The following is a 23591-nucleotide window of genomic DNA, read 5'->3' on the forward strand; positions in this document are numbered from 1 at the left end:
CCATCAAATCGCCATAACGCGGAAGAAAACCGAGAAAAAAGAAACAACCACGCAAATGGTGGCTGTTCCAATTATTTGATGGCCCCAATTATTTGGGCCCGCCAAGATCAGCTAGAACTTATAACCAAAACCAATCGTCACAGAGCTGATATCGTAAAGATCGTCAGCAAAGAAATGGTTGTAAGCAAGCGTGGTGAAATAGCGGTCATAATCGGCTTTTAGTCCAATACTGGCAACAGGTTTATATTCGCTATCGGACGCTGAGCCCGATAGGGAAAAAACATCGCCAACATAGTTCACCTCTACTTTGGCATGCAGATAGCTGTAACCCGCTTTTACAAAACCCTGCACCGTTGGTGTAAATGGGTAGCTGGCTTTCATTGCTACGTCTATGGCATAGACGTCAATATCAATACCGTCGTTACTGCTGTGCCAATAATGGAAATCTGACTCCACTGCCCATGTGGCATTTAATGGAATACCCGCGGTAACACCATACACAGCTTTGTTATCATCGAGGCCGTCTGTCAGGTTTGTGCCATAACCAACATTAGCCGCCAGATAAAACTGACTATCAACACTCTGAGATGACTCATCTGCCACCGCAGCAAATGAAAGCAAACCCGCGATTGGAATAAATAAAGCAATCTTGCTGTACTGCATGAAATTTCCTTATATCAATAACTATCCATCTAGATAGGCTGCAAATACTAGCAGCCCCCATGGAGATGGCAAACAATGTTGAGCTTAACTATTGATAAAAATCGCAAAATCAGCAATTAGCCATCAGCAAATCGTCACGTAAAGAGAGTTGTTGGGGGTTATTGCGTTGGTGGGGTTTATTTGGACAGCCATCAATCTGCAATACAACCACACAAATGGTGGCTGTCCCAATTATTTTTCCTTCGATTCTACCAAAACCGAGAAAAAAGAAACAACCACACAAATGGTGGCTGTCCCAATTATTTTTTGACGCGGAATAAAACCAAGAAAAAGAAACAACCACACAAATGGTGGCTGTCCCAATTATTCTTATTATTTGGACAGCCATCAATCTGCAGTACAACCACACAAATGGTGGCTGTCCCCATTATTCTCCATTATTTTCCAATTATTTGTGCTTACTTTTGTTAATAACTTCAGGATCAGGACTGATCATAATTAAGTTATTTTCATCCGTCTTAAGCAAAAGATGAAAGTTGGCAGTACCGTCATCCACACATAAATCTTCTAACACCAATGTATCCCCATTTTCACTTACATAAGAGTTCTCAACAATTTGCGTGAATGGTTTAGTAAAACCAGCGCCAATAAACCGTAACCCTTTAGGTGCCAAGTCTAAATTAATTAGCTTGTAGAAGATAACTGATGGCCCAGTAATCACTACTTGACGTTCTTTTTCTGATAACGGTTTACTACTACCTGATTCGTAGTAAGTAAATACCGGTTTCTTTTTAGCCGTTACCGTAACACTTACATCAAACATAAATGCATCAATAGATTTCTTATCCATAATATCCCTTATTAATTAAAACATTTTTCAAAACCATTTTTGAAAAAAACGTAACTTTGGTCGTTTTTACTCACACCTATTTTTTCTAATTTTTTATTAATATCAGTACAACTATATGAAATTTTGTCATTACCGATTTCATTATAACCATATATAAACTTTAGCATATCAAAATCGCTGACATCGTAATTCCCGGAAATATAAGCATCATTAAATTTCTCACTCTCCAAAAATGCAGCTTCTGAATCTCCTTTTAACAAAAAATCATAGACTCTAAAAACGATTATATTAGAAGAGTACTCATCTCGACCTAAATCTTCAGTAATAGCTTTCAACTTCTCCAATCTAACATCATCATTTTCTTTTAAATAAACAAACTTTAGATAAAGGATGTTACTTTCCAAAATGATATAGTCCTCTTTCCAACTCGAATTATCAGGATCTTGAGACACTGCTCTATCGACTTTACCTTCTGCTATTATAAATACATTCAAAGCATCGTCATTTTTTGAATAAAAGTAATACTCACCAAGAAATTTTAATGATGAGTAAAGTCGCTCTTGAATATACGAATTATTCGAATATTTTGGTTTGTCAAACTCACGCTTAATACTTTCCCAGATTTTAATTGCATCCTTAGTCTGACCTTCCGCCACCAAAGCACTAGCCACAAAAGATCTCGCATTAATTACATCCCCAACCAACGCTTCATCGTCGGGAGATGCCTTTAGTAAAGCTTCCTTCTGCTGCAACGCCTGTTCAAATAGCACTTTCGCTTGCGCAAAGTTCTTCAATTTAAGCTGTATCGAACCCAAATTATTTAGCGAAGAAGCCAATTCTTTTTGCGCATCCTTATCCTCTGGCGCCATGTCGACCATCTTCTGGCTGTAACTCAAATACTGTTCAAAAAACGTAGCTGTATTGTCCCAATCCGCTTGGTCATAAAACATCTGCCCTTGCCAAAAGGCATTGGCACCAAGGGACTTTAAGAGTTCCAAGTTTTCGGGTTGCTCTTTTAATAATGGCAAGAACTCCTTTTCTGCAGCGAGTAACGCGCTTTTTGCTTCATCATTCTTGCCGCGGGAATACGCCACTTCACCGATGGCTTCTAAGGTTTGCCCATGCTGAAAGCGGCCTTCAAAGCCCAAGGTTTTGTCCTGAATATTACCTTTGGCGGTAAAGTATTCCAGCGCCTTGTTGGAGATACCATCGAGCAAGTCCATACGGCCAATATTACGCAGTTTGTCGGCAAAATCCCCCACCATAAAGCCCAACAAGTTTTCAGCATCTAAACGCCGTGCTGTGGCTTGTTGTTCAGCGTCAATACTGCGGGCGGTCATCAGTACCGAAATTAGCGTCAATGTTGCCAAAGACGCGACAATACCGCGCCGCAACCAACTGCGGCGTTTGGCACGCTGCACCGAGGCGTTGATGAAGCGGTGTTCGGTGTCATCCAATGCGATCAATGGATTGTCGGCCAGCTGTTTGGCATCTTGCAGCGGTTTGCCTTCTTGCAGCAGATAAGCACTGGCTTGCTGTTCAGCTTGCCAACGGCTAGCACTGTGAAACAGCCGCGCTTGCTGCGCGAGCATCTCTTTATGTTGCTCAATCCATTCGCTGGCGCGCGGCCAACGGCGCAGTAACGCTTCGTGAGCGATGTGGAAACTGGGTTCACCTTGGTGCAGTTGCGACACAAATAAGCGCCGCTCGACCATGGCTTCGACCAAGGCGCGTTCGCTGTCGCTTTGTAGCTGTTGCCACGAGGCACTGCGGCTGGTGACTGACTGCTCGTCTTCCCGCAGGGTAACTAACAAGGATAATACCCGTGGCACCGCTTGCTGCTCGGCATCACTGAGTGTGGCAATCGCGTCTTCGGCGGTCACGCCGATTGCGCCTTCCAGTCCGCCGAGTTCGTGGTACACGCTGACCAGCATGGTGCCTTGTGCGTCGCGGCTGAGATACAACTGCTGCAGCATATATTGCAGCATCGGCAGGGCGTCGGGGTAATTGGCCGCTTCGCTACAGAGGATTTCATCCAGCGGTGTGGCGGTGCTGTCATCGGTTTGCCAGTTGAGGCCTGCGGCGGCGGCAGGCAGGCGGATCATCTGCAATAACTCTTGGCGCGATGGTGGTGCTAAGTCAAAGTGAGCGCCACGCCCTTTACCGGCACGCAGGCTCGGGTAACTCACCAACTGTGGATAAAATTCGTTACGACAGGCACTGAGCAGTAGCACGGTGCCAGATGTGGCTAATTGTTCCAGTAGATCAATCCAGTGCTGGCGTTGCTCATCGTCAAATGCGGGGGATGACAACAGCACTTCTAAGCGGTCGATGAACAGACCAAAGCGATAATGTTTGTCCCGTTGCGCCTGCGTATGGGCGGCTAAGCGGCTTAATACCGCGGTGAGATTTTGCTGGAGTTTGTAGGCAAGGGTGTCAGCGCTTTCGCCCTCTAGCACGGGCAGGTCGTCTAGCTCCCAATCGAGCATAGCGGAAGCTAGCGCTAACCATAAGGTGTCGCCGTTGACATCGGCGAGATCCAGCGCCGCGTGCGACAGTAAGCGCACACCGTAGGCGCCCTGATCAGTCAGCAAGTTGGGGATAATACCAGCATTGATTAACGACGATTTACCACTGCCGCTCGGCCCTAAAACCAAGCAGAAGTCGCGCCCATATTTTGCTTGTTGGCCGATACGTTCGAGCAGCAGTTGGATCTGCTCACTGCGACCAAAGAACACCTCAGCATCATCGGCGCTGTATGCACGTAGACCGGGGAATGGCGATTCCCCTTGCCAAGTGGGGGTATCGCTGACCGCTTGTTCGGAGCCGATAGGAAAGCGCACTTCGGCTAAGGTGCGGTAACCGCGTTTGCGAATGGTTTCAATATACGTCGGCGCGGTGGCGCTATCATCCAGCGCACGGCGCAGTTGAGCGATGGTTTTATGCAGTGGATTGTCACCGGTATCGACGCCTGCCCAGCAGTGTTCCAGCAGTTGCTCGCTACTGACCACTTCACCCGCTTGCTCGCATAGGTAGCAGAGCACATCCATCGCTTTGGGTTCAAGCTGTCGTTTTTTACGTCCCTGTTGCAATGTATTGGCGACGGGGCTTACCTGCCAGTCACCGAAAAAGAAGATGCGTTCTGCCATGAATGTTGTCCTACATGGTCAATAAAATGTCGAGTGTCAAAAAACACAATACCTCAAGGCATTATCCCAATTGTTCTATCTAATCACCAGTCGCTTTTATTAACAAGCTGTGTAAATTTGGTTACAACTAGGCATTGGTAAAAATGCGACATCTCCGGGGTTTTATTTTGTGGCGGTTCGGGCGATCATAGCCCGATACCAGTGATGTTAAGGAATATCTTATGAGCAGCCATACAGTGAGCAACCTCAAACTTAAGCGTAAATCTCGCTTGTTAGAGATAACATTTGGCGATGGCAGCGTGCACCAACTCACCTGTGAGTTTTTACGGGTTAATTCACCGTCAGCCGAGGTGCAAGGCCACGGTAATCCAAAGTTAGTGACGCACAAACGCAATGTGAACATTAAGGCGATTGAGCCGGTGGGCAACTATGCGGTAAAGCTAGTGTTTGATGATGGCCACGATAGCGGTCTATTTTCATGGGATTTACTGCATGATTTTTGTGAAAATCAGCAAGCTTATTGGGAGCAATATTTGGCCCGCTTACGCGCCGAGAAAGGTTCGCGCGAGCCGTTGATTGCCATGAATATAAGCTACAGCTAACGTTTAGCAAAATCAGCGCGCTGGACCGACAATCGCTTGGCCGAGCGCGCGATTATCACGCTTGGAGCGCCAGCTATCGGGTAACACCACCTGCTGCCACAGCGCTTGGCATAAGCTTTGTGGATCGCGCCAATCCCCCGCCAGTAACCAGCGCACCAACATGTCGCCAACATCGGGATAATGGATCGGCTGCGGGTTATTGGCTTTCAACCAACGTTTTAGTGCTTGTTGGTCGAGTGTGTTCATATGGTCGGCCGCCGCTAATAGCGCCAAGGCTGCCACATTCGATAGTTGCTCAAACTGGCCTTGCAGCGGCTTAACCAGCAACTTTTTGCCTAAGGTCATTGCTTCGCTAGCTAGCTCAAAACCGGCATTACCAATCACACCACTACAGCGCCCCATGTCACGTTTGAACCCCTCACGATTAAAACCGTGCCAATGGATATGCCCAGCCAACTGCGGCGGCGCGGCACTGGCGTGATACACCTGAAATTGATAGTCACTGAACGGCGTCAGCAGCTCGGCAATATCACCGGCTGCCTCAAACGGGAGATAGACTAAGATCTGCTCGGCGTGCAGTTTTTCGTGGCTGTCCACTTCGACAAACGGTGGCAGTATCGGGTAACCAAAGTGGTGCCAGTGGCAACCGAGTGCCAGATCTGCTGGGGCGAAGTTTTCCAACAACCAATCGTTAAACCAGCTGTTACCAACTTTCGGCACCGGATAACGCAATGCCGCTTGGTGGCTGATACTGATGCAGTTAACCCCTTGGCGCCGCGCGGCCCATGCGGTCACGGGTTCAAAATCATTGAGCACTAAATCGTAATCGCTTAAATCGAGTTGGCGAATATCACGCCACAAACGCCACAGCGAGTTGTTTACCGCAGTGGCAGCAATATCTACCTTACCTTTGCGGGTAGTAAATGACAGCCCATCTCGGACTTGGTATTCCCCAAACGCTGCCATATCAAAATATTGAGCGGCGGCGCGGCCACTGAACAGGTAGTCCACCTGCACTTGATGGGTGGCAAATGCTTTTGCCATCACCCGGGCGCGGCTCAAATGACCATTACCCGTGCCTTGAACACCATACAAAATGCGCATGCGTTATCCTTGCAAACAATAAGAAGCGTAGAAAGCAGCACTGCTGCCAAGCAACATGCCAGCGATGATATCGGTGGGATAATGCACGCCGAGCACCACGCGCGAGCAGGCAACGAGCGACGCCCACGCCAGCAAGGGCAGCGTGAGGATGGGGAACTCTAGCGCTAAGGTGGTGGCAAAGACGAAGGCAGCGGCGGTGTGACCAGATGGCAAGCTGAAACGGTCAGACGGTTCAAAATCGATAGCGATGTCAGCCGGTAAGTTGTGACACGGGCGCACACGACGAATGGTATTTTTCAGCAGTAAATAGAACGGTAGTTCAATAAGAAAGGCGGCCAGTAATAGATTAAACAGATGTTGGCCTTGCTCATAAAACAGCAGTAACAATACCGCAAGGTAGAGATAGAGCGGGCCGTTACCCGAGGCCGAGCACGCTAGCGCAAATGCACGTAGACGATATCTGCGCCCCCAATAGAGCAGTTGGCAAAAGCCTAAGCGATCCCATTCTGCGAGTCGTAGCAGCATAGCGGTCACTCCTTTTCGTCATATGCTGGCAAGACTAGCTAGCGGCGATGACGCATAAGTGACAGTTGCTCGACAGTTTTGTGACAATCTCCCGGGTTAGGCGGTCACGGGATCAGCAGATTTTTTACGGTATAAGCGCACCAGATGCACCACGTTGACGATGCCAACAAAGCCATTCATCACCGCTACTGGCATAGCATTAATGGCAATGCCGTAAGCGACAAACAGGGCACAGCCAACAAAATTCAACCAACGCAGCCAAATAATATCTTTCATCATCAGCGAGATAGCTACCATTAGCGACGCAGCGTAACCGACGATTTCCACGGTATTTAATGTATCCATATTCAGGTACCTCAAACCAGCAAGGCCCTCTGCCATCCATAAGCCTAGTGGGGGATCCGTGCCCCTAAAGCAGCAATAAAATTAGAGAAAGGAACTTTTAAGGCGCATATAATAGCAGACCGCAGTAAAACGGGTCATGCAATTTCAGCGCAAACTGAAGTGCTGCACACCTGTACTGCTGCAACGGGGATGCGCTGAAACTGTTGTAAATGTCATAACTTGCGTGACTAAATACACTTTTCTTTTGAAGAAACCCTTATATACTGACGATGTTGTGCCAACCCTTGTCTGACAAGGCCGAGCTGAAGAAACAGGAGTAATAAAATGGAATACAACACTTCCGAACTGTGTGATATGTACCTGGATGTTGTTGATGTAGTAGAACCCATGTTCAGTAACTATGGTGGCTGCAGTTCCTTTGGTGGTGCGATCTGCACGATCAAATGTTTTGAAGACAACGGTCTGATCCTTGATGTGTTGCAAGAAGACGGAGAAGGCAAGGTACTGTTAGTTGATGGCGGTGGTTCATTGCGCCGCGCGCTGGTTGATGCCGAAGTGGCCGAACTGGCGGTAAAAAACAACTGGGAAGGTCTTGTTATCTACGGTAGCGTGCGCGAAGTCGATGCGCTGGAAGACTTGGATATTGGTATTCAAGCAGTGGCTTCCATTCCAGTGGGCGCCGATGCCAACGCCGTGGGTGAAGTGGATATTCCGGTGAACTTTGGCGGTGTGACCTTCCTACCCGGCGACCATATCTATGCCGATAACACTGGCATCATTTTGTCACCTGAACCACTCGACATCGAATAAGTGCCACTGCACCGCAAAAGCCGACTCTGTGTCGGCTTTTTTGTCGGCGTAAACTCCAAAGCCGATCACTATTCACAACGGATGGTTTATGGTCTAATGCACAACCTAAATTATCAGCGACATGCCTAATTTTTAAGAGATGATCACACCCTGACACGAAAGGGATTTGGTACATCAGCATTAGCGCATACACTTTTACGCAATTTTTAGCTCGTCATAGGAACACACGAATGTCTGAAGACTCATCCCAAAGCACCCACTTTGGTTTTAAGACGGTTGAAGCCGACAAGAAAGCGGATATGGTCGCAGGTGTTTTCCACTCAGTTGCCACGCGTTACGACATCATGAATGATGTTTTGTCCTTTGGTATTCATCGTATTTGGAAACGTTTTACCATTGAGTGCGCCGGTGCGCGCCCTGGCATGAAAGTGCTTGATTTGGCCGGTGGTACTGGTGATTTGACCGCCAAGTTCTCACGCTTGGTTGGTGATAGCGGCGAAGTCGTATTGGCCGATATCAACGACTCAATGCTGAAAGTTGGCCGCGCCAAACTGCGCGATAAAGGCATAGTGAACAACGTCAATTACGTGCAAGCCAACGCGGAAAATCTGCCGTTTCCGGATAACACCTTTGACATTATCACCATCGCCTTTGGTCTGCGAAACGTGACCGACAAAGACGCGGCGCTGAAGTCTATGCAACGCGTGTTGAAACCAGGTGGCAAGCTGTTGGTGTTGGAATTCTCTAAACCAAAACACGCCATCATGAACAAAGCCTACGATCTGTATAGCTTTAAGATGCTGCCGATGATTGGCAAGGTGATCGCGCACGATGCTGACAGCTACGAATATCTGGCAGAATCGATCCGCATGCATCCAGACCAAGAAACCCTCAAAGGGATGATGGAAAACGCTGGTCTTGAGCAAGTTGACTACATCAACATGACCGATGGCATTGTGGCACTACACCGTGGTTACAAGTTCTAAGATGCAATTCACTCCCGCCCACCAATGGCGTTTGCTGTGCTGCGGCGCCATTGAAACGGCGCTCGCCAAGGCGATGAGCCTATCCAGCATTGAACCAAGTAAGCTCAAACCTCTGCAAGGCAAAGTGTTTTGCTTTGCGTTGTCAGAGCTGTCTTGGCCGATGTACTGGATATTTAGCGATGAGATCCAAATCCTCAGCGACTACAGCGGCAACGTCGATGTGCGCGTCAAAGCCGACGCCACCCAACTGCTTAAACTACGTGAAGGCGAAAATCTCACCGAGCTGATCAAGCAAGACAAGCTCAGCATCGAAGGGGATTTGGCGCTGCTCCAGCAGTTTAGCCAGTTCTTGCAGCAGTTAGATCCTGACGTAGTCGAGCCGCTATCGCGCTATATTGGCGATGCCCCGGCGCATTGGCTCACCAACGGTCTAGCCCGTGCGAAAAGTGATCTACAGATGGTGGCGCGCAAAACTTGGTCACACCTTGGACAACTTGCCACCGAGGAGTACCAAATTGCACCGCACAAGCTTGAATTTATTCGCCATTGCGACAGAATTGAGCAGCTTGTGACGCAAGTCACTTCGTTAGAACAACGCATTGCCAAATTGAAGGACAACATCACCCCATGAGTTTCGTCAGTAGTATCAAAAGAGCCTATCAAGTTGTTGCTATCTTCCTACACTATGGGTTGGATGAGTTGCTGCCGAAAAAGATGACTCCTTGGTACTTCCGCTTATGGCGTCGCAGCTTATTCTGGCTGCGCAACAAACATAAAAACAAAGCGGGTGGCGAACGTCTGAAACTGGCGCTGCAAGAGCTAGGGCCGGTGTACATTAAATTTGGTCAAATGCTGTCAACGCGCCGCGATTTGCTCAGTGATGAGTGGGCGTATGAGCTAGCCATGCTGCAAGACCGCGTGCCGCCGTTTGACTCCCAGCTAGCTCGCGCAGCGATTGAAGCTGAGCTAAAAGCACCGATTGAATCATTATTTGATGATTTTGATGATAAGCCGTTAGCCTCAGCCTCCATTTCACAAGTACACACAGCTACGCTCAAGTCGAACGGCGAAAGAGTGGTACTGAAGGTGCTGCGGCCAAACGTAGAAAAGCAGATTCTGGCGGACCTGCTGTTAATGAGCCAAACCGCTCACCTGATTGATAGCCTGTTAGGTTCAGGCAACCGATTGCGCCCCGCTGAAGTGGTGGATGATTATCGCACCACCATCTTGGGTGAACTGAATCTCAAGTTAGAAGCGCTGAACACGGTGCGTTTGCGCAATAACTTCCTCGATTCCAATGCGCTGTACATACCTTATGTTTATGAGGATTTGTGTTATCCCCGCTTGATGGTGATGGAACGCATTGAGGGCATTCCGGTATCAGATATTGCGGCGCTGAAAGCGCAAGGCACCAATTTGCAACGGCTGGCCGAAAAAGGCGTTGAGCTGTTTTTTACCCAAGTGTTCCGCGATAACTTTTTCCATGCCGATATGCACCCGGGCAACATTTTTGTCTCACGCGAGAACCCGCAAGATCCGCATTACATCGGCCTCGACTGCGGCATTATGGGCACGCTGAGCGATACCGACACGCGCTATTTGGCAGAAAACTTTCTGGCATTTTTCAACCGCGATTATCACCGCATTGCGCAGTTGTACGTCGAATCGGGTTGGGTGTCGGCCGACACCGATATGCAAGCGTTTGAACAAGCGGTGAAAGTGGTCTGTGAACCGATGTTTAACAAACCACTGAACCAGATTTCGTTCGGCCACGTGTTGCTGGAGTTATTCCGTACCGCACGCGAGTTCCACATCATAGTGCAGCCACAATTAGTGCTGCTGGAAAAAACCCTACTCTATATTGAAGGATTAGGGCGCCAGTTGTATCCGCAGTTGGATCTGTGGCAAACCGCTAAACCGTTTCTCGAACAGTGGATGGCGCAACAAGTTGGCCCGAAGGCAATGTTTTCGAAAGCGAAAAAGCAGTTGCCTTATTGGTCGGACAAACTGCCAGAACTGCCAGAACTGATCTACGACAATCTTAAACTTGGACGCAATCTGCTCGGGTCTCAACAGCAGATGCTGGATAGATATCTGCGCCATCAGCAACGGTCGCACACAAGTAATTATCTCCTAATTACATCTGCAGTTTTGTTGATCTGTGGCACGATATTATTCACTCAGGACGTTACACTCTGGGGCGCAAATGCCTGTGTGATCGCTGGAGCGATAATCTGGCTACTCGGATGGAGATCCAGACCAAAGATCCGAAAATTTTAATTCGTTATTTACTAATCAACGGTTCATAATAGGGCCGAAAATTGATTCAAGAGGAAACCTTCATGGGTGGTATCAGTATTTGGCAACTTCTTATCGTCGCATTGATCGTAGTTCTATTGTTCGGAACGAAAAAGCTGCGCGGTATTGGCGGTGATCTGGGCGGTGCAATCAAAGGCTTTAAGAAAGCAATGTCTTCTGAAGAAGAGCAGAAAAAATCTCTTGAAGATACTGCGGCAACCAAAGACAACGCTGCTGAAACCAACGCGCAGCCGAAATCTGAGTCCAAGGAAAAAGAACAGGCGTAATCCTATATGTTCGACGGTATCGGTTTTTCCGAGCTACTGTTGATCGGGATTTTGGGGCTGGTGGTTCTCGGCCCCGAACGTCTACCGATTGCAGTACGCACGGTGTCCGGTTGGATCCGCGCGATGAAGCGCATGGCCAATTCGGTTAAAGACGAGCTTGAGCAAGAACTTAAGCTTGAAGAGTTGCAGGCCGATCTCAAAAAGGCCGAGCAGAAAGGTCTTGGCAACCTGTCTCCTGAACTTAAAGAGTCTCTCGATCAGCTAAAAGAAGCAGCGCAGGCGGTTAATCGTCCCTACGAGATTGACTCATCTTCACCATTTTCTAAAAACCCGCCGAAACTTCACGATGACAGTGAAAGTGACAGCGTGGCGGTGACTCCAGCCCCAGCCGCTAATTCTGAAAAAGATAAAAAAAGCGAGTAATTCATGTCGCAACAGCAGCCGTTAATCAGTCATTTGCTGGAACTGCGCAATCGTTTGCTCAGAGCCATTGCCAGCGTTTTGCTGGTCTTTGTCTGCCTAGTTTATTGGGCAAAAGATATCTATCACTACATCGCGGTGCCATTGCTGCAAGCGATGCCTGAAACGGGCACCATGATTGCCACTGATGTGGGGGCGCCATTTTTTGCGCCGTTTAAACTCACTATCGTGCTGTCGTTGTTTATTGCTATTCCCTATGTGTTATTCCAGATTTGGTCATTTGTTGCCCCTGGTTTATACAAACATGAAAAACGCTTAGTCTTTCCACTATTAGTGAGCAGCACCTTGTTGTTTTATCTCGGTATTGTGTTTGCTTATTATGTGGTGTTCCCAGTGGTATTCGGTTTCTTTGCGAACGTGGCGCCTGAAGGCGTGCAAGTTGCCACCGATATCAGCAGTTATCTCAATTTTGTACTCAAGCTGTTTTTCGCCTTTGGTTTAGCGTTTGAGATCCCGATTGCCGTGGTATTGCTGTGCTGGGCAGGTGTCACCACTCCGGAAGATCTGCGAGCTAAACGGCCTTATATTGTGGTCGGCGCATTTGTGGTTGGTATGTTACTGACACCGCCAGATGTGTTGTCACAGACGATGTTAGCAGTACCGATGTTACTGCTGTTTGAAGGTGGTTTGCTGGCCGCGCGCTTCTATAAACCCGCCGCCGATGAGGACGACTCAGAGGAAACTGAGCAGCCCTAGTAACACATCCCGCATCATATTAAGATAACGGCAGTATTTAATTGATAAAGGATGTTTCGATGCGCTATTTATGTTTGGCCATGTTTTGTGCATGTTTAACTCTGCCGGCGGTTGCGTCGGTGGAACAATCACTGCAGCAATGCGGACAGATCAGTAACGATAAGCAACGTTTGGCCTGTTTTGATCAACTCAGCGCATCAATCAACACATCTCAATCCCAAGACAAGGTAGCCTCAGCGGCTGCCTTGTCTGGAACTACGCCATCCGAGTCTGCCGTTGATCGTTTTGGTGCCAAGCCCAAAGAAACCGTTAGCGAACCAGATGAGATTAAACTCACAGTGGCGAGCATAGATAAGTCACCCCGTGGTGCGTTAATTATGACCTTTGAAAATGGTCAAATCTGGCGGCAATTGGAAGTCGAACACTTTTCACTCCAGCCGGGGAGTAAAGTGACAATTAAAAAGGCCGCGTTTGGGTCATTTTTATTACAAGCGGACGGACTTTCCCGTTCAACTAGAGTGCGTCGAGTTCAGTGAATCAGTACATTGATATTGCCGTAAATTTGCTGGGCAGTAGCTTAGAAGCGCAAGCAGCGCAGGTCATTGCTGATGCAGCGGCGGTGGGAGTTGCGCCGCTGATCTTGATCGGCAGCGAATTAGATGAAAGTGCGCGTTGTATCGATCTCTGCCAACAGTACCCACAGCAGCTGTATTCCACTGCGGGGGTCCATCCGCATCATGCTAGCAGTTGGCAACTCAGTAGCATCGAGCAACAACGCCAATTGTGCGCCGCGCCTGCTGTGGTGGCTGTTGGCGAGTGTGGTTTAGACTTTAACCGTAATTACTCGACCCCAGCGGAGCAGCGCCAAGCATTTGCCGCCCAGTTGGCCTTAGCCGTAGAGTTGCAACTGCCAGTACTCATGCACGAGCGTGATGCCCATGATGAGTTCCTCGCTATGGTGCAAGAGTATCGGCCACAACTAAACGGCGCGCTACTGCATTGTTTCACCGGTGATATCGCCCAAGCCGAAGCATATTTAGCCCTCGATCTGCATTTGGGCGTTACCGGTTGGGTATGCGACGAGCGCCGTGGTCAAGCCCTAGCTGAAGCGGTCAAGATCATTCCAGATAATCGGCTGCTATTAGAAACTGACAGTCCCTATCTGTTGCCACGCACCCTTAAACCAAAACCTAAATCCAGCAAGAACCTGCCGCAATATCTGCCCCATATCGCTGAATATGTAGCGCATTTACGACATCAGCCAGCAGAAGAATTAGCCCATCGGTGCTATAACAATAGTTTGCGTTTCTTCGGGCTGGAGTAAGCATGACACATTGGCTGAGTGGGTGGGCGAGCGTTTTGCTATTGCTGATATGTGCTTCCGCGTCAGCGGTTGAAATCAGCGACAGTAAAACCATTGATATGGCGCTTGCTCCTTTTGCTTTAGCCACACTCCAAGCTGCAAATGCAAGCTATGAACAGGTACGCCAACTTCCAGCGGAACAATGGCAACAAGCTGACGAAGGCATATTGCTGCGTATGGGGGAAAAAGGTCTATGGTTATACGTTAAGCTGTCACAACAGGGTGTTGGCAAACGTGACCGCATTCTGGAAATGGGCAATCCCAATATTGACCATCTTACGATCTATCACGCAGTTAACGGCGAATTAGTCGAGCAGAAAGTACTCGGTGATAGCTTACCCTTTTCGCAACGTCCACAAGTACACGCCAACTTCCTGTTGCCATTTGAGATGGAAGCGGGAGAAGTACATGAGTTTTGGCTGCATGTAAGTTCACAAGGCAGTAATTACTTGCCACTGCATCTCTGGTCGCCAACTGCGTTGATGCAACATGACCAGCCGCGTGAGCTGACAAAAGGATTACAACTTGGCACCCTATGTGCCATCGGTTTGTTTTCACTGTTCATGGCTGCGGTAACTGGGTCATATACCTACGGCTATTATGCCGCCTATGTGTTGTTGATGGCACTGTTAGTCAGCAGTATGAACGGCACGGCGTTTCAGTATCTATGGCCCAACTCACCACTGTTGCAGCAACTGGTACTGCCGTTTACCCTCCCCCTCGTGGTCGCGTTTAACGCATTGTTTACCGAAAAAACCTTACTGCTTAAATATCACAGTATGCGCATGTTGCGGCTGTGCCGTGCCATGGCGGCGGTCTCGATAATGTGTGCTTTCTTAACCCTCATTATTAGCCAGTATGCTGGTTTGCTGTTAGGTATGTTGCTAGTGGTCAGCGTATGTTTAACCATCGCCGTTATCACCATCATGCAGGCCATCGCCGGTAACAAACTCGCGCAGTTATATGCCTTTTCCTCTCTGGGAATCGTCGTTGGTTCACTGCTAACTTGCGGTCAATACCTGGGCCTCATCGTGCTGGCACTCAATCCACAAACGCCAGTAATGATTGGTCTGACGGTCGAAATCACCCTCAAGGCGGCGGTATTAGCCATTCGTTATAATGAGGAACGCAAAGCTAAAGCGGATATTCAGCAACAAGCCTTGTTACAAGCGGAGCGCATGAGAGAAGCCAAAGAGGAAGCGCTGCACACCGAGGAAGAAACCAATGCACGACTGGAACGCATGGTGCAAGAGCGCACGCTAGAGTTGGAATTTGCCCTACGAGAGCTGAATGAGGTGAATCATAAGCTGACGGAGCAAACTCAAATTGATAGCTTAACTGGGGTGCGCAACCGCTCGAGCTTTGAAAAACGGTTACAGGCCGAAGGCCGTATCAGCCGTCGGCAACACACTCCGATGGCGTTACTGATGTTAGACATCGACCATTTCAAAATCATTAATGACACCTTCGGCCACCTCGCCGGTGACGCCACGCTAAAAGCGGTGGCAGAAACCCTGCGTAACAACGTCAAGCGACCGAGCGACCTCGTCTGTCGCTTTGGTGGTGAGGAGTTTGCCGTGATTCTGCCAAACACTGATACTGAAGGCGCGCTAGCGCTGGCAGAGTCGTTACGCTTAGCGGTGTCACAACTCAATGTGCAGTGGGATACCCAAAAGGTACCGCTGACGATCAGCATTGGGGTCAGCAGCAGTATTATTCACTCAGATGATCACATCACCTTAGTCCTGAGCGAAGCGGATAAAGCGCTCTACCGCGCTAAAAGTCAGGGGCGAAATCAGGTGTGCCTCTATCAAGCCGAACAAGATGTGGCAGCCACACCTGTGGTAGTTGCGCCACAAAGCTAACGTCTACCCAAATCCTTTTAAAAAGTTTAGTGATCCCTGTAACAGCCGCAACCTTGTTTACTTCTCAACCGGAATTAACAATGCTTCAATCAAGCAAGACTAGAGTCACAGTTGTTAAGGACGTAGAATGCACAACCAAATAAAAGCATTACTGGCGACTACTGCTATCTTTTTTGCTGGTTACAGCGTTGCAGATCCCGGATGCAGTTTTGAAGAGAATCAGGAAGGCTTTATGTCGACCTGTAAGCAGGAGAAGCAAGAAGTGATATTAACGGGTGTGGTTGATGGTCACAAACTGGTGACAGAATTGCCGCCATTTATGAGCGGTTATACAGAATATCAAGTCGATACCACGGCGATTGCGCCGATTAAAGCCGTCACTAAACCGACTGAGATTGTGGTGATCATTGGCACTTGGTGCCCCGATTGTCACCGCGAAACACCGCGCTTTATTCGCATCATGGAAGCCGTGAATAACCCAAATATTAAGGTGACTTTCATCGGTGTGGATCGTCAAAAACAAGATCCTGAAGGTTTGGCTGCGAAATACGATTTCAAACGTATTCCAACCTTTATGGTGCTCCAAGACGGCAAAGAGATTGGCCGGATTGTGGAACGCCCAACCGAATCGTTAGAAAAAGATTTGGCTAACATTCTTAAATAGCTACTCGCTAAATACGTTAAAGGCTCCCGCGGGAGCCTTTATTATTTATATCACTGTAACCGCTGCTGTAGCATTAACAACACACCTTCTCGCAAGGCCCCACCTGATAGACTGAGTTGGCTAATTTGCAGTTGTTGAAACAGCGCCAGCAAGATAGCTACGCCAGCGGCAAAGGTTGGTGCTCGCTCAGGTGATAAACCCACGATGTGCGTCAGCGATAGCGAGGTTTGACTGAGGATCTCTTGCTTGAGCCCTTCCAGCACAGGATAAGTGATAGTTTCCGATACGCCGCGATGTTGCAACACTTCCACCACCGCTTGCACCGCGCCAGACGCCCCAACCACCGTGTGCCAACCAAGCGTCAGCAACTGCTGGCGATGTTCGGCAAGACAGGCCGCAACGGCGGCCGCGGCATCATCAAAATCTAATGGCTGTAACGGCGCCTCACTAAAAAACTGGCGATTAAATGTCACCGAGCCAAAGGGCAGGCTGGTTTTAAATAGCAGTTGTTCACCATCGCCGATAATAAACTCGGTGCTGGCACCGCCAATATCGATCACCAAACGGCGACCTTCGCTGTGCGTCGTTGCCACCATGCCTTGATAGATCAACTCGGCTTCACGCATGCCGCAGATCACTTCAATCGGATGGCCTAATATGGGGAGCGCGCGACGATTAAATTCATCGGCGTTGTTGATTGAACGCAGTGTGGCGGTGGCAATCACCGCCACCGCATCTTGGCCCACTTTGTGTTGCTGCAACATTGCAGCGAACATTTGCAGGCAATCTAAGCCACGTAGTATAGCTTCTTCAGTCAGCGTACCATCAGCCGCTATGCCCTCTGCCAGCCGCACCTTACGCTTGTACTTGGCAATCACTTGCGGCTGATTTCCGACAGTGTGCGCAACCAGCATATTGAAACTATTAGAACCAAGCGTGATAGCTGCGTACGACTTCAAGATGGCTTATTTCCTGCGGCTGCGGTCACTACTGCTGCGGCGTGGACGGCCAGTATTACTGCGCTCACGCTTAGCACCTGAACTGTTCGCGGGACGACGACGTTGGATCTTCACTGGCGCAGGAACATCACTAAGTAACGCATCACGGTCATACGAGCTGACGGGAATTGAGTGCTGAATGTAGGTTTCAATCGCCGGTAAGTTCAACGCATATTCTTCGCAAGCAAAACTGACCGAAATTCCCTTGTGACCAGCACGTCCGGTACGGCCAATGCGGTGCACATAGTCTTCACAGTCATCTGGCAAGTCAAAGTTATACACGTGAGTCACATCAGCGATGTGCAAACCACGGGCAGCAACGTCGGTAGCTACCAGAATATCCAATTCGCCTTTGGTAAATTGATCAAGGATCTTCAGACGTTTTTTCTGCGGTACATCGCCGGTCAGCAGACCGACACGGTGACCATCACCTTCCAACCAGCTCCAGAGGTTCTCACACTGATGCTTGGTATTGGCAAACACGATCGCTTTATCTGGCCAATCTTCTTCAATTAGGCTCAGCAGCAACAACACCTTGTCTTCCATTGATGGATAGAACAGTTCTTCTTTGATGTTGCGTGAAGTTTTCTCTTCCGGGGCGATTTCGACTTTGACCGGATCATTCATGTGATCGTACGCCAGCTCCTGCACTTTCATCGATAAAGTGGCAGAAAACAGCATGTTCAAACGATCAGCAGCGTCCGGCATACGACGGAACAGGAAGCGGATATCTTTAATAAAGCCGAGATCGAACATGCGATCGGCTTCATCAAGCACCACAGCTTGAATCGAGTTGAGGTTAATAACGCCTTGACGCACATAGTCGATGATACGGCCAGTGGTGCCCACCAGAATATCAACGCCTTGATCTAAGACTTTACGTTGGGTTTCGTACGCCTCACCGCCATAAACAATACCGAGTTTTAACCCAGTATGTTTGGCTAACAAGCGCCCGTCTTTGGCAATTTGAATCGCCAATTCACGGGTAGGTGCCATAATGATTGCACGCGGTTGATTCAACTGGCGCCCTTCTGGGCTGGCAGTAGTCAGTAAGTGGTTAAACGTCGCGACTAAAAACGCTAATGTTTTACCAGTACCCGTTTGTGCTTGTCCGGCAATGTCCTTGCCTTGCAAGAGCACAGGCAAAGATAACGCTTGAATGGGTGTACAGTGTTCGTAGCCAGTTTCTTGCAACGCGGCGAGCACTTGAGGCTGCAACGGCAAGTCGGCAAATTTTTGTTGGGATAAATGTGTTTCGCTCATAGCGGAGAAGCATAGCAGTTAGGGTTGCAATAAGATATACGATAGTTTGAAATAGCCACAAGGGAAAATGGCGACTTGAAACGCTGTTTTGTGGCCCAATATAAAGGTTAAGCCGATTACATACCAGTAAAGGCACCCATTTGGAGAACATCATGAGTGACAAAATTATCTACGTAAGCGATGACAGCTTTGGTAACGACGTGCTGAAATCTGACACACCAGTATTGGTAGACTTCTGGGCCGAATGGTGCGGACCATGTAAAATGGTTGCGCCAATCCTCGATGACTTAGCTGGTGAATACGAAGGTAAACTGACTATCGCCAAACTTAACGTTGACCAAAATAACACAACTACAGTGAAGTATGGTGTGCGCAGCATCCCAACTTTGTTGTTGTTCAAAAACGGTGAGCTGGCAGCAACCAAAGTTGGCGCACTGTCTAAAACTCAATTAAGAGAGTTTATCGACGCTCAAATCTAAGCCTTTAGGCTAACTTTTGAGTGACCCCCAACACGCTCTCATTTAAAAAGCGTGTTGGGCGGTCTAAATCTCTGGACGCTCCTCGGTTTCAGTGCTAACGTATTAACCAGTTTCTATCTAAACCCACTTCTTCGCAGTTCAATCATCCTTCTTCGAGTCAATAATTGAGTGGTTGACCGCGTAGCTTTTTCGCTAAAACAAGACCCACCAGAAATGAACTTAAGTGAATTAAAAAACAAGTCTATTGCTGACTTAGTCGCGCTGGCCGAGGCCATGAACATCGAAAACATGGCGCGTGCCCGTAAGCAGGACATTATTTTCGCCATTCTGAAAGCCCACTCCAAAAGTGGTGAAGACATTTTTGGCGGTGGTGTGCTGGAGATTTTGCAAGACGGATTCGGATTCCTACGCAGTGCCGATGGATCTTATCTAGCAGGCCCAGATGACATCTATGTGTCGCCGAGCCAAATTCGCCGCTTCAACATGCGCACGGGTGACACCATTTTTGGTAAAATCCGCCCGCCAAAAGAAGGCGAACGTTATTTTGCCCTGCTGAAAGTCTCTGAAGTCAACTTCGACAAACCTGAAAACTCCCGCACCAAAATCCTGTTTGAGAACTTAACCCCATTACATGCCGAAGAACGTTTGCGCATGGAACGTGGTAATGGTTCTACCGAAGACATCACTGCTCGTATTCTGGATTTGTGCTCGCCTATCGGTAAAGGCCAACGTGGTTTGATTGTTGCTCCGCCAAAAGCGGGTAAAACCATGCTGCTGCAAAACATCGCTCAATCCATTACCTACAACAACCCAGAAGTGACGTTGATGGTGTTGCTGATCGATGAACGCCCGGAAGAAGTGACCGAAATGCAACGTCTGGTTAATGGTGAAGTTATTGCTTCAACCTTTGACGAACCAGCCAGCCGTCACGTACAAGTGGCTGAAATGGTTATCGAAAAAGCCAAACGTTTGGTTGAACACAAAAAAGACGTGGTGATTCTGCTCGACTCTATCACCCGTCTGGCACGTGCTTACAACACCGTCGTACCTTCATCAGGTAAAGTGCTGACCGGTGGTGTGGACGCTAACGCCCTGCACCGTCCGAAGCGTTTCTTCGGTGCGGCACGTAACATCGAAAACGGCGGTAGCTTGACCATTATCGCTACGGCATTGATCGATACCGGTTCGAAGATGGACGAAGTGATTTACGAAGAGTTTAAAGGTACTGGTAACCAAGAGTTACACCTGTCTCGTAAAGCTGCTGAAAAACGTATCTTCCCAGCGATTGACTTCAACCGTTCAGGTACTCGCCGCGAAGAGAAACTGACCTCTAGCGACGAACTGCAGAAGATGTGGATCCTGCGTAAAATCCTCAACCCTATGGATGAGGTCAGCGCCATGGAATTCTTGATCGACAAGTTGGCGATGACCAAAACCAACGATGAATTCTTTAATGCGATGAAACGCTCTAAGTAATCCATTGAACGCATAAAAAAAGCCGCTAATTAGCGGCTTTTTTGTTGCAACAAAATAAGCTACTGCGGTTTTTCTTCCAAGCCGACAGTCGTCATCCACTGCTCAAAATCGATCAGGTTGGCCGGCAGAATGACGCGGTTGCCCGCTTTACCTAGTTCGCCTAATTTGGACAGATACTGTTCACCAAGTTGCATCCGCAAGGCGTTTTCACCGCCAGGGGCACTGATGACTACCGCTAACTTCTCAATCGATTCCGCAGTTGCCTTAGCAATGGCGAGGATCTCTTCTGCCTTACCTTCGGCTTCGTTGATACGGCGCTGCATTTCACCTTCAGAGATGTTGATCATCTCCTGCTTCACACCTTCAGAGCGATTAATTTTGCTTTGCTTGTCGCCTTCGCTCTTGGCTAATAATGCTCGGCGTTCACGCTCCGCGTTAACTTGCATCTCCATGGCGTTTTTCACGGTTTCTGGTGGGGCGATGTTTTTAATTTCATAACGGTGCACCCGAATCCCCCAGCTCGCGCCAGCTTGATCGAGCACTTCCACCACTTTGGCACTGATCAGATCGCGTTCTTCAAAAGTGCGGTCTAATTCCAGCGTACCAATCACCGAGCGAGTGGTGGTCTGCGCCAACTGAATCGCCGCATAGCGGTAGTTGGTCACGCCGTAACTGGCTTTGATTGGATCGGTAACAGAGATATAGATAACGCCATCCACTTCGACATTAACTTCATCGCTCGAGAAACACTCTTGCGGCGGTACGTCGATGGTTTCTTCTTTGAGATCATGGATATAAGCCACTTTATCCACAAAGGGGATCAACGCATGAAAGCCCGCGTCCAAGGTGGTGTGATACTTACCTAAGCGCTCCACGATATACGCAGACTTGGTAGGTACCAGCCGAATCGAGCGAAACAGGTTAACGATAAAGACCAGAAAGATAACGCCCCAAATACCGAGCACCACTAAATCGGTGTCAATGTTGTTCATGCTTTTGCTCCTTTTAGCGCATTCACTGTCCCTGTTACTTGCTCGATGCCTTCAAAGAAGCCTTCCATTTTGGCTAACTCTGCGGGTACCACGGCAATATCTGACTTACGCATAATGTCGCCTAGTTGTTCGATGAACTGCTCTTTGAGTTGCATGTTCATTGCTTCGTTACCGCCTTTAACGGCGAGCGCTTTAGCGACCAAACTCATGGCTTCGGCTTGCGCATTGGCGACAATGGCAATCTCTTGTGCGGTGCCTTTTGCTTCGTTAATCCGTTTTTGTTTATGTCCTTCAGAGATGTTGATCGCCTCTTGCCGCTCACCTTGTGACATGTTGATGGTGGCTTCTTTCTCGGCGCTGGCTAAGGTGATTTCCGCCCGCTTACGTCGCTCGGCTTCCATCTGTTTTTCAAGGGTATGAATAACATGACGCGATGGCGTGATGTTTTTGATCTCATAGCGCAGCATCTTGATGCCCCATGGATCAGACGCTTTATCGATTTCACGCACTATGGCTTCGTTCAAGCGTTCCCGCTCGGAGAAGGTTTCGCTCAGAGTCAATTTACCAATTTCTGAACGCATGGTGGTTTGCGCTAAGTTGACTGCCGCCATGCGGTAATCTTCAATACCGTAACTGGCGAGCTTGCCATCCATCACCCGCAGATACACTAAGCCGTCGACTTCCAACTGGATGTTGTCTTTGGAAATACAGCTTTGTGGTGGCACATCGAGCACTTGCTCGCGGGTATCGTGTTTGTAGGCAACACGATCAAAAAATGGGATCAGGAAATGAAATCCCGGTGCTAAGGTCGTGCGAAATTTACCAAGACGTTCAATCACATGCACTTCACGCATGGGCACAATGAGCATCAATTTATAAAGAATGAACATGACGAACAGAAACAGAATGGTTATAGCTAACATTGCAATCTCCCTGCAAAAATCAATCGGTTTCAGCGAGCGGTTCCACCACTAACGCAATATTTTCACGGCAAACAACACGCACGCGGCTGCCTGCGACAATTTGACTGCCATCGCCCAAGGCAGGCCAATCGGCGCCTTGAAAGTTGACTCGCCCAAGTTGTTCTCCCGGACCAATGGTCTGTTTAACCACGGCAACTTGGTTGTAGATATCTAGCTCTTCGTCGGTGTTGTCGACATGAGAATCGCCGCCCACCAATTTTTGGGTCACTTGGCGAAATGCCAGCAGTAACACAATGGAAGCGATAAACCACAACGTAAATGCCTGTGCGATACCACTTATTAGCCCTAGCCAAAGGGCTGCGGCAACGATTAAACACGCCGCCCCTAGAAACACCACGATACCGCCAGGGATAATCAGCTCTGCCAGCATTAACACCACGCCGGCAATTCCCCACCATAACAGCGAATTTGAAGACATTGATTCCCCCCCGGTTGCTGCCTCCACTGCGGCACTATAACAACTGTTTCGTTGACAATCGACATAATATGTCAAAAATATTTAAAATTTCTGTGTACATTGGCTGATGATGACCAGTTCAGTCGTCAGCGAATTTTAAATCTGATCACAAATATGCAATCTTTTCTGCCGCAATGGCATAAGCCAATGGCACAGAGTTAATTTAAACCAAATAAAAAACAGTATTTTTCATGGTGTTAAGCACGGCATTTCAATTTAATGCTAATAAGCAAAAATTCTTTGAGTCTAACGAGGT

At 48.5% G+C, this 23591-nt stretch carries 25 protein-coding genes; 14 read left to right on the forward strand and 11 right to left on the reverse strand.

The features are described from left to right. Window positions 1–111: 111 nt before the first annotated feature. The 3 genes from L9G74_RS14185 to L9G74_RS14195 form a co-directional block, all read right to left on the reverse strand. Window positions 112–663, reverse strand: a complete 552-nt coding sequence (locus tag L9G74_RS14185) for an outer membrane beta-barrel protein (protein ID WP_238897075.1) — start codon at window positions 661–663, stop codon at window positions 112–114. Window positions 664–1111: 448 nt separating this feature from the next. Next, a complete protein-coding gene (locus L9G74_RS14190) occupies window positions 1112–1513 on the reverse strand; it encodes a DP-EP family protein (RefSeq protein WP_238897076.1) in 402 nt (133 codons plus the stop codon). An 11-nt stretch (window positions 1514–1524) separates the two neighbouring features. Further along, window positions 1525–4662, reverse strand: coding sequence for an nSTAND1 domain-containing NTPase (locus L9G74_RS14195; protein ID WP_238897077.1), 3138 nt, complete (start codon window positions 4660–4662; stop codon window positions 1525–1527). Window positions 4663–4883: 221 nt separating this feature from the next. Here L9G74_RS14195 and L9G74_RS14200 point away from each other — a divergent pair, with 221 nt between their 5' ends. Further along, window positions 4884–5264 (forward strand): gamma-butyrobetaine hydroxylase family protein, encoded by a 381-nt coding sequence (locus L9G74_RS14200; RefSeq protein ID WP_238897078.1) that lies wholly within the window; start codon window positions 4884–4886, stop codon window positions 5262–5264. Between the two features lie 12 nt (window positions 5265–5276). Here the strand turns inward: L9G74_RS14200 and L9G74_RS14205 are convergent, their stop codons facing one another. The 3 genes from L9G74_RS14205 to L9G74_RS14215 form a co-directional block, all read right to left on the reverse strand. Then, on the reverse strand, window positions 5277–6368 hold the full coding sequence (locus L9G74_RS14205) for an MJ1255/VC2487 family glycosyltransferase (RefSeq protein ID WP_238897079.1): 1092 nt from the start codon (window positions 6366–6368) through the stop codon (window positions 5277–5279). 3 nt (window positions 6369–6371) lie between these two features. Further along, a complete protein-coding gene (locus tag L9G74_RS14210; RefSeq protein WP_238897080.1) occupies window positions 6372–6893 on the reverse strand; it encodes a phosphatase PAP2 family protein in 522 nt (173 codons plus the stop codon). A 96-nt stretch (window positions 6894–6989) separates the two neighbouring features. Beyond that, window positions 6990–7238: a YgjV family protein gene (locus L9G74_RS14215; protein WP_238897081.1), complete on the reverse strand. Its 249-nt coding sequence runs from the start codon at window positions 7236–7238 to the stop codon at window positions 6990–6992. A 324-nt stretch (window positions 7239–7562) separates the two neighbouring features. On the opposite strand from L9G74_RS14215, the gene rraA reads away from it, so the two are divergent. From rraA to L9G74_RS14270, 11 genes are all read left to right on the forward strand, one after another. Continuing rightward, the gene (gene rraA / locus L9G74_RS14220) at window positions 7563–8048 is read left to right on the forward strand and encodes a ribonuclease E activity regulator RraA (RefSeq protein WP_238897082.1); all 486 of its coding nucleotides are present in this window, start codon (window positions 7563–7565) and stop codon (window positions 8046–8048) included. Between the two features lie 230 nt (window positions 8049–8278). Then, window positions 8279–9034, forward strand: a complete 756-nt coding sequence (ubiE, locus tag L9G74_RS14225) for a bifunctional demethylmenaquinone methyltransferase/2-methoxy-6-polyprenyl-1,4-benzoquinol methylase UbiE (protein ID WP_238897083.1) — start codon at window positions 8279–8281, stop codon at window positions 9032–9034. 1 nt (window position 9035) lies between these two features. Then, window positions 9036–9665: a ubiquinone biosynthesis accessory factor UbiJ gene (locus L9G74_RS14230; RefSeq protein WP_238897084.1), complete on the forward strand. Its 630-nt coding sequence runs from the start codon at window positions 9036–9038 to the stop codon at window positions 9663–9665. Continuing rightward, a complete protein-coding gene (gene ubiB, locus L9G74_RS14235) occupies window positions 9662–11314 on the forward strand; it encodes a ubiquinone biosynthesis regulatory protein kinase UbiB (protein WP_238897085.1) in 1653 nt (550 codons plus the stop codon). The genes L9G74_RS14230 and ubiB overlap by 4 nt, the downstream gene beginning before the upstream one ends. Window positions 11315–11376: 62 nt before the next feature. Continuing rightward, window positions 11377–11619 carry a Sec-independent protein translocase subunit TatA gene (gene tatA / locus L9G74_RS14240; protein WP_238897086.1) on the forward strand — a complete coding sequence of 81 codons (243 nt, stop codon included), beginning with the start codon at window positions 11377–11379 and terminating at the stop codon, window positions 11617–11619. 6 nt (window positions 11620–11625) lie between these two features. Beyond that, window positions 11626–12042, forward strand: coding sequence for a Sec-independent protein translocase protein TatB (tatB, locus tag L9G74_RS14245; protein ID WP_238897087.1), 417 nt, complete (start codon window positions 11626–11628; stop codon window positions 12040–12042). Window positions 12043–12045: 3 nt separating this feature from the next. Continuing rightward, the gene (gene tatC / locus L9G74_RS14250; RefSeq protein WP_238897088.1) at window positions 12046–12795 is read left to right on the forward strand and encodes a twin-arginine translocase subunit TatC; all 750 of its coding nucleotides are present in this window, start codon (window positions 12046–12048) and stop codon (window positions 12793–12795) included. Window positions 12796–12854: 59 nt separating this feature from the next. Then, window positions 12855–13331, forward strand: coding sequence for a hypothetical protein (locus tag L9G74_RS14255; protein WP_238897089.1), 477 nt, complete (start codon window positions 12855–12857; stop codon window positions 13329–13331). Beyond that, the gene (locus tag L9G74_RS14260) at window positions 13328–14119 is read left to right on the forward strand and encodes a TatD family hydrolase (protein WP_238897090.1); all 792 of its coding nucleotides are present in this window, start codon (window positions 13328–13330) and stop codon (window positions 14117–14119) included. The genes L9G74_RS14255 and L9G74_RS14260 overlap by 4 nt, the downstream gene beginning before the upstream one ends. A gap of 2 nt (window positions 14120–14121) precedes the next feature. Continuing rightward, window positions 14122–16023, forward strand: a complete 1902-nt coding sequence (locus L9G74_RS14265) for a sensor domain-containing diguanylate cyclase (RefSeq protein ID WP_238897091.1) — start codon at window positions 14122–14124, stop codon at window positions 16021–16023. A 127-nt stretch (window positions 16024–16150) separates the two neighbouring features. Further along, a complete protein-coding gene (locus L9G74_RS14270; RefSeq protein ID WP_238897092.1) occupies window positions 16151–16687 on the forward strand; it encodes a thioredoxin family protein in 537 nt (178 codons plus the stop codon). Between the two features lie 50 nt (window positions 16688–16737). Here the strand turns inward: L9G74_RS14270 and L9G74_RS14275 are convergent, their stop codons facing one another. Together L9G74_RS14275 and rhlB are read right to left on the reverse strand one after the other, a co-directional pair. After that, entirely contained in the window at window positions 16738–17601 is an 864-nt protein-coding gene (locus L9G74_RS14275) for a Ppx/GppA phosphatase family protein (RefSeq protein ID WP_238897170.1), read from the reverse strand. A 51-nt stretch (window positions 17602–17652) separates the two neighbouring features. Continuing rightward, on the reverse strand, window positions 17653–18948 hold the full coding sequence (rhlB, locus tag L9G74_RS14280) for an ATP-dependent RNA helicase RhlB (RefSeq protein WP_238897093.1): 1296 nt from the start codon (window positions 18946–18948) through the stop codon (window positions 17653–17655). A gap of 152 nt (window positions 18949–19100) precedes the next feature. Here rhlB and trxA point away from each other — a divergent pair, with 152 nt between their 5' ends. Continuing rightward, complete coding sequence (trxA, locus tag L9G74_RS14285; protein ID WP_238897094.1) at window positions 19101–19427, forward strand: thioredoxin TrxA; 327 nt, start codon at window positions 19101–19103, stop codon at window positions 19425–19427. A gap of 213 nt (window positions 19428–19640) precedes the next feature. Next, window positions 19641–20903: a transcription termination factor Rho gene (rho, locus tag L9G74_RS14290; protein ID WP_238897095.1), complete on the forward strand. Its 1263-nt coding sequence runs from the start codon at window positions 19641–19643 to the stop codon at window positions 20901–20903. Window positions 20904–20962: 59 nt separating this feature from the next. On the opposite strand, the gene L9G74_RS14295 is transcribed toward rho, so the two are convergent. From L9G74_RS14295 to L9G74_RS14305, 3 genes are read right to left on the reverse strand one after another with little or no spacing between them, the layout of a single operon-like run. Beyond that, window positions 20963–21895, reverse strand: coding sequence for an SPFH domain-containing protein (locus L9G74_RS14295; protein WP_238897096.1), 933 nt, complete (start codon window positions 21893–21895; stop codon window positions 20963–20965). Beyond that, window positions 21892–22818, reverse strand: coding sequence for an SPFH domain-containing protein (locus L9G74_RS14300; protein WP_238897097.1), 927 nt, complete (start codon window positions 22816–22818; stop codon window positions 21892–21894). The genes L9G74_RS14295 and L9G74_RS14300 overlap by 4 nt, the downstream gene beginning before the upstream one ends. Window positions 22819–22837: 19 nt before the next feature. Beyond that, window positions 22838–23296 carry an NfeD family protein gene (locus L9G74_RS14305; RefSeq protein WP_238897098.1) on the reverse strand — a complete coding sequence of 153 codons (459 nt, stop codon included), beginning with the start codon at window positions 23294–23296 and terminating at the stop codon, window positions 22838–22840. Between the last annotated feature and the right edge of the window lie 295 nt (window positions 23297–23591).

The sequence above is a fragment of the Shewanella electrica genome, assembly GCF_022321485.1.
Lineage (GTDB): Bacteria > Pseudomonadota > Gammaproteobacteria > Enterobacterales > Shewanellaceae > Shewanella > Shewanella electrica.

What these genes read in the sequence shown, in the direction of transcription:
- L9G74_RS14215 (WP_238897081.1), bottom strand. Translation starts at nt 7,238, where the DNA reads ATGGATACATTAAATACCGTGGAAATCGTCGGTTACGCTGCGTCGCTA.
- L9G74_RS14185 (WP_238897075.1), bottom strand. Translation starts at nt 663, where the DNA reads ATGCAGTACAGCAAGATTGCTTTATTTATTCCAATCGCGGGTTTGCTT.
- L9G74_RS14195 (WP_238897077.1), bottom strand. Translation starts at nt 4,662, where the DNA reads ATGGCAGAACGCATCTTCTTTTTCGGTGACTGGCAGGTAAGCCCCGTC.
- L9G74_RS14275 (WP_238897170.1), bottom strand. Translation starts at nt 17,601, where the DNA reads ATGCTGGTTGCGCACACTGTCGGAAATCAGCCGCAAGTGATTGCCAAG.
- L9G74_RS14190 (WP_238897076.1), bottom strand. Translation starts at nt 1,513, where the DNA reads ATGGATAAGAAATCTATTGATGCATTTATGTTTGATGTAAGTGTTACG.
- L9G74_RS14210 (WP_238897080.1), bottom strand. Translation starts at nt 6,893, where the DNA reads ATGCTGCTACGACTCGCAGAATGGGATCGCTTAGGCTTTTGCCAACTG.
- rho (WP_238897095.1), top strand. Translation starts at nt 19,641, where the DNA reads ATGAACTTAAGTGAATTAAAAAACAAGTCTATTGCTGACTTAGTCGCG.
- trxA (WP_238897094.1), top strand. Translation starts at nt 19,101, where the DNA reads ATGAGTGACAAAATTATCTACGTAAGCGATGACAGCTTTGGTAACGAC.
- L9G74_RS14295 (WP_238897096.1), bottom strand. Translation starts at nt 21,895, where the DNA reads ATGAACAACATTGACACCGATTTAGTGGTGCTCGGTATTTGGGGCGTT.
- ubiE (WP_238897083.1), top strand. Translation starts at nt 8,279, where the DNA reads ATGTCTGAAGACTCATCCCAAAGCACCCACTTTGGTTTTAAGACGGTT.
- tatA (WP_238897086.1), top strand. Translation starts at nt 11,377, where the DNA reads ATGGGTGGTATCAGTATTTGGCAACTTCTTATCGTCGCATTGATCGTA.
- L9G74_RS14270 (WP_238897092.1), top strand. Translation starts at nt 16,151, where the DNA reads ATGCACAACCAAATAAAAGCATTACTGGCGACTACTGCTATCTTTTTT.
- L9G74_RS14300 (WP_238897097.1), bottom strand. Translation starts at nt 22,818, where the DNA reads ATGTTAGCTATAACCATTCTGTTTCTGTTCGTCATGTTCATTCTTTAT.
- L9G74_RS14265 (WP_238897091.1), top strand. Translation starts at nt 14,122, where the DNA reads ATGACACATTGGCTGAGTGGGTGGGCGAGCGTTTTGCTATTGCTGATA.
- rhlB (WP_238897093.1), bottom strand. Translation starts at nt 18,948, where the DNA reads ATGAGCGAAACACATTTATCCCAACAAAAATTTGCCGACTTGCCGTTG.
- ubiB (WP_238897085.1), top strand. Translation starts at nt 9,662, where the DNA reads ATGAGTTTCGTCAGTAGTATCAAAAGAGCCTATCAAGTTGTTGCTATC.
- L9G74_RS14200 (WP_238897078.1), top strand. Translation starts at nt 4,884, where the DNA reads ATGAGCAGCCATACAGTGAGCAACCTCAAACTTAAGCGTAAATCTCGC.
- L9G74_RS14205 (WP_238897079.1), bottom strand. Translation starts at nt 6,368, where the DNA reads ATGCGCATTTTGTATGGTGTTCAAGGCACGGGTAATGGTCATTTGAGC.
- L9G74_RS14255 (WP_238897089.1), top strand. Translation starts at nt 12,855, where the DNA reads ATGCGCTATTTATGTTTGGCCATGTTTTGTGCATGTTTAACTCTGCCG.
- rraA (WP_238897082.1), top strand. Translation starts at nt 7,563, where the DNA reads ATGGAATACAACACTTCCGAACTGTGTGATATGTACCTGGATGTTGTT.
- tatC (WP_238897088.1), top strand. Translation starts at nt 12,046, where the DNA reads ATGTCGCAACAGCAGCCGTTAATCAGTCATTTGCTGGAACTGCGCAAT.
- tatB (WP_238897087.1), top strand. Translation starts at nt 11,626, where the DNA reads ATGTTCGACGGTATCGGTTTTTCCGAGCTACTGTTGATCGGGATTTTG.
- L9G74_RS14305 (WP_238897098.1), bottom strand. Translation starts at nt 23,296, where the DNA reads ATGTCTTCAAATTCGCTGTTATGGTGGGGAATTGCCGGCGTGGTGTTA.
- L9G74_RS14230 (WP_238897084.1), top strand. Translation starts at nt 9,036, where the DNA reads ATGCAATTCACTCCCGCCCACCAATGGCGTTTGCTGTGCTGCGGCGCC.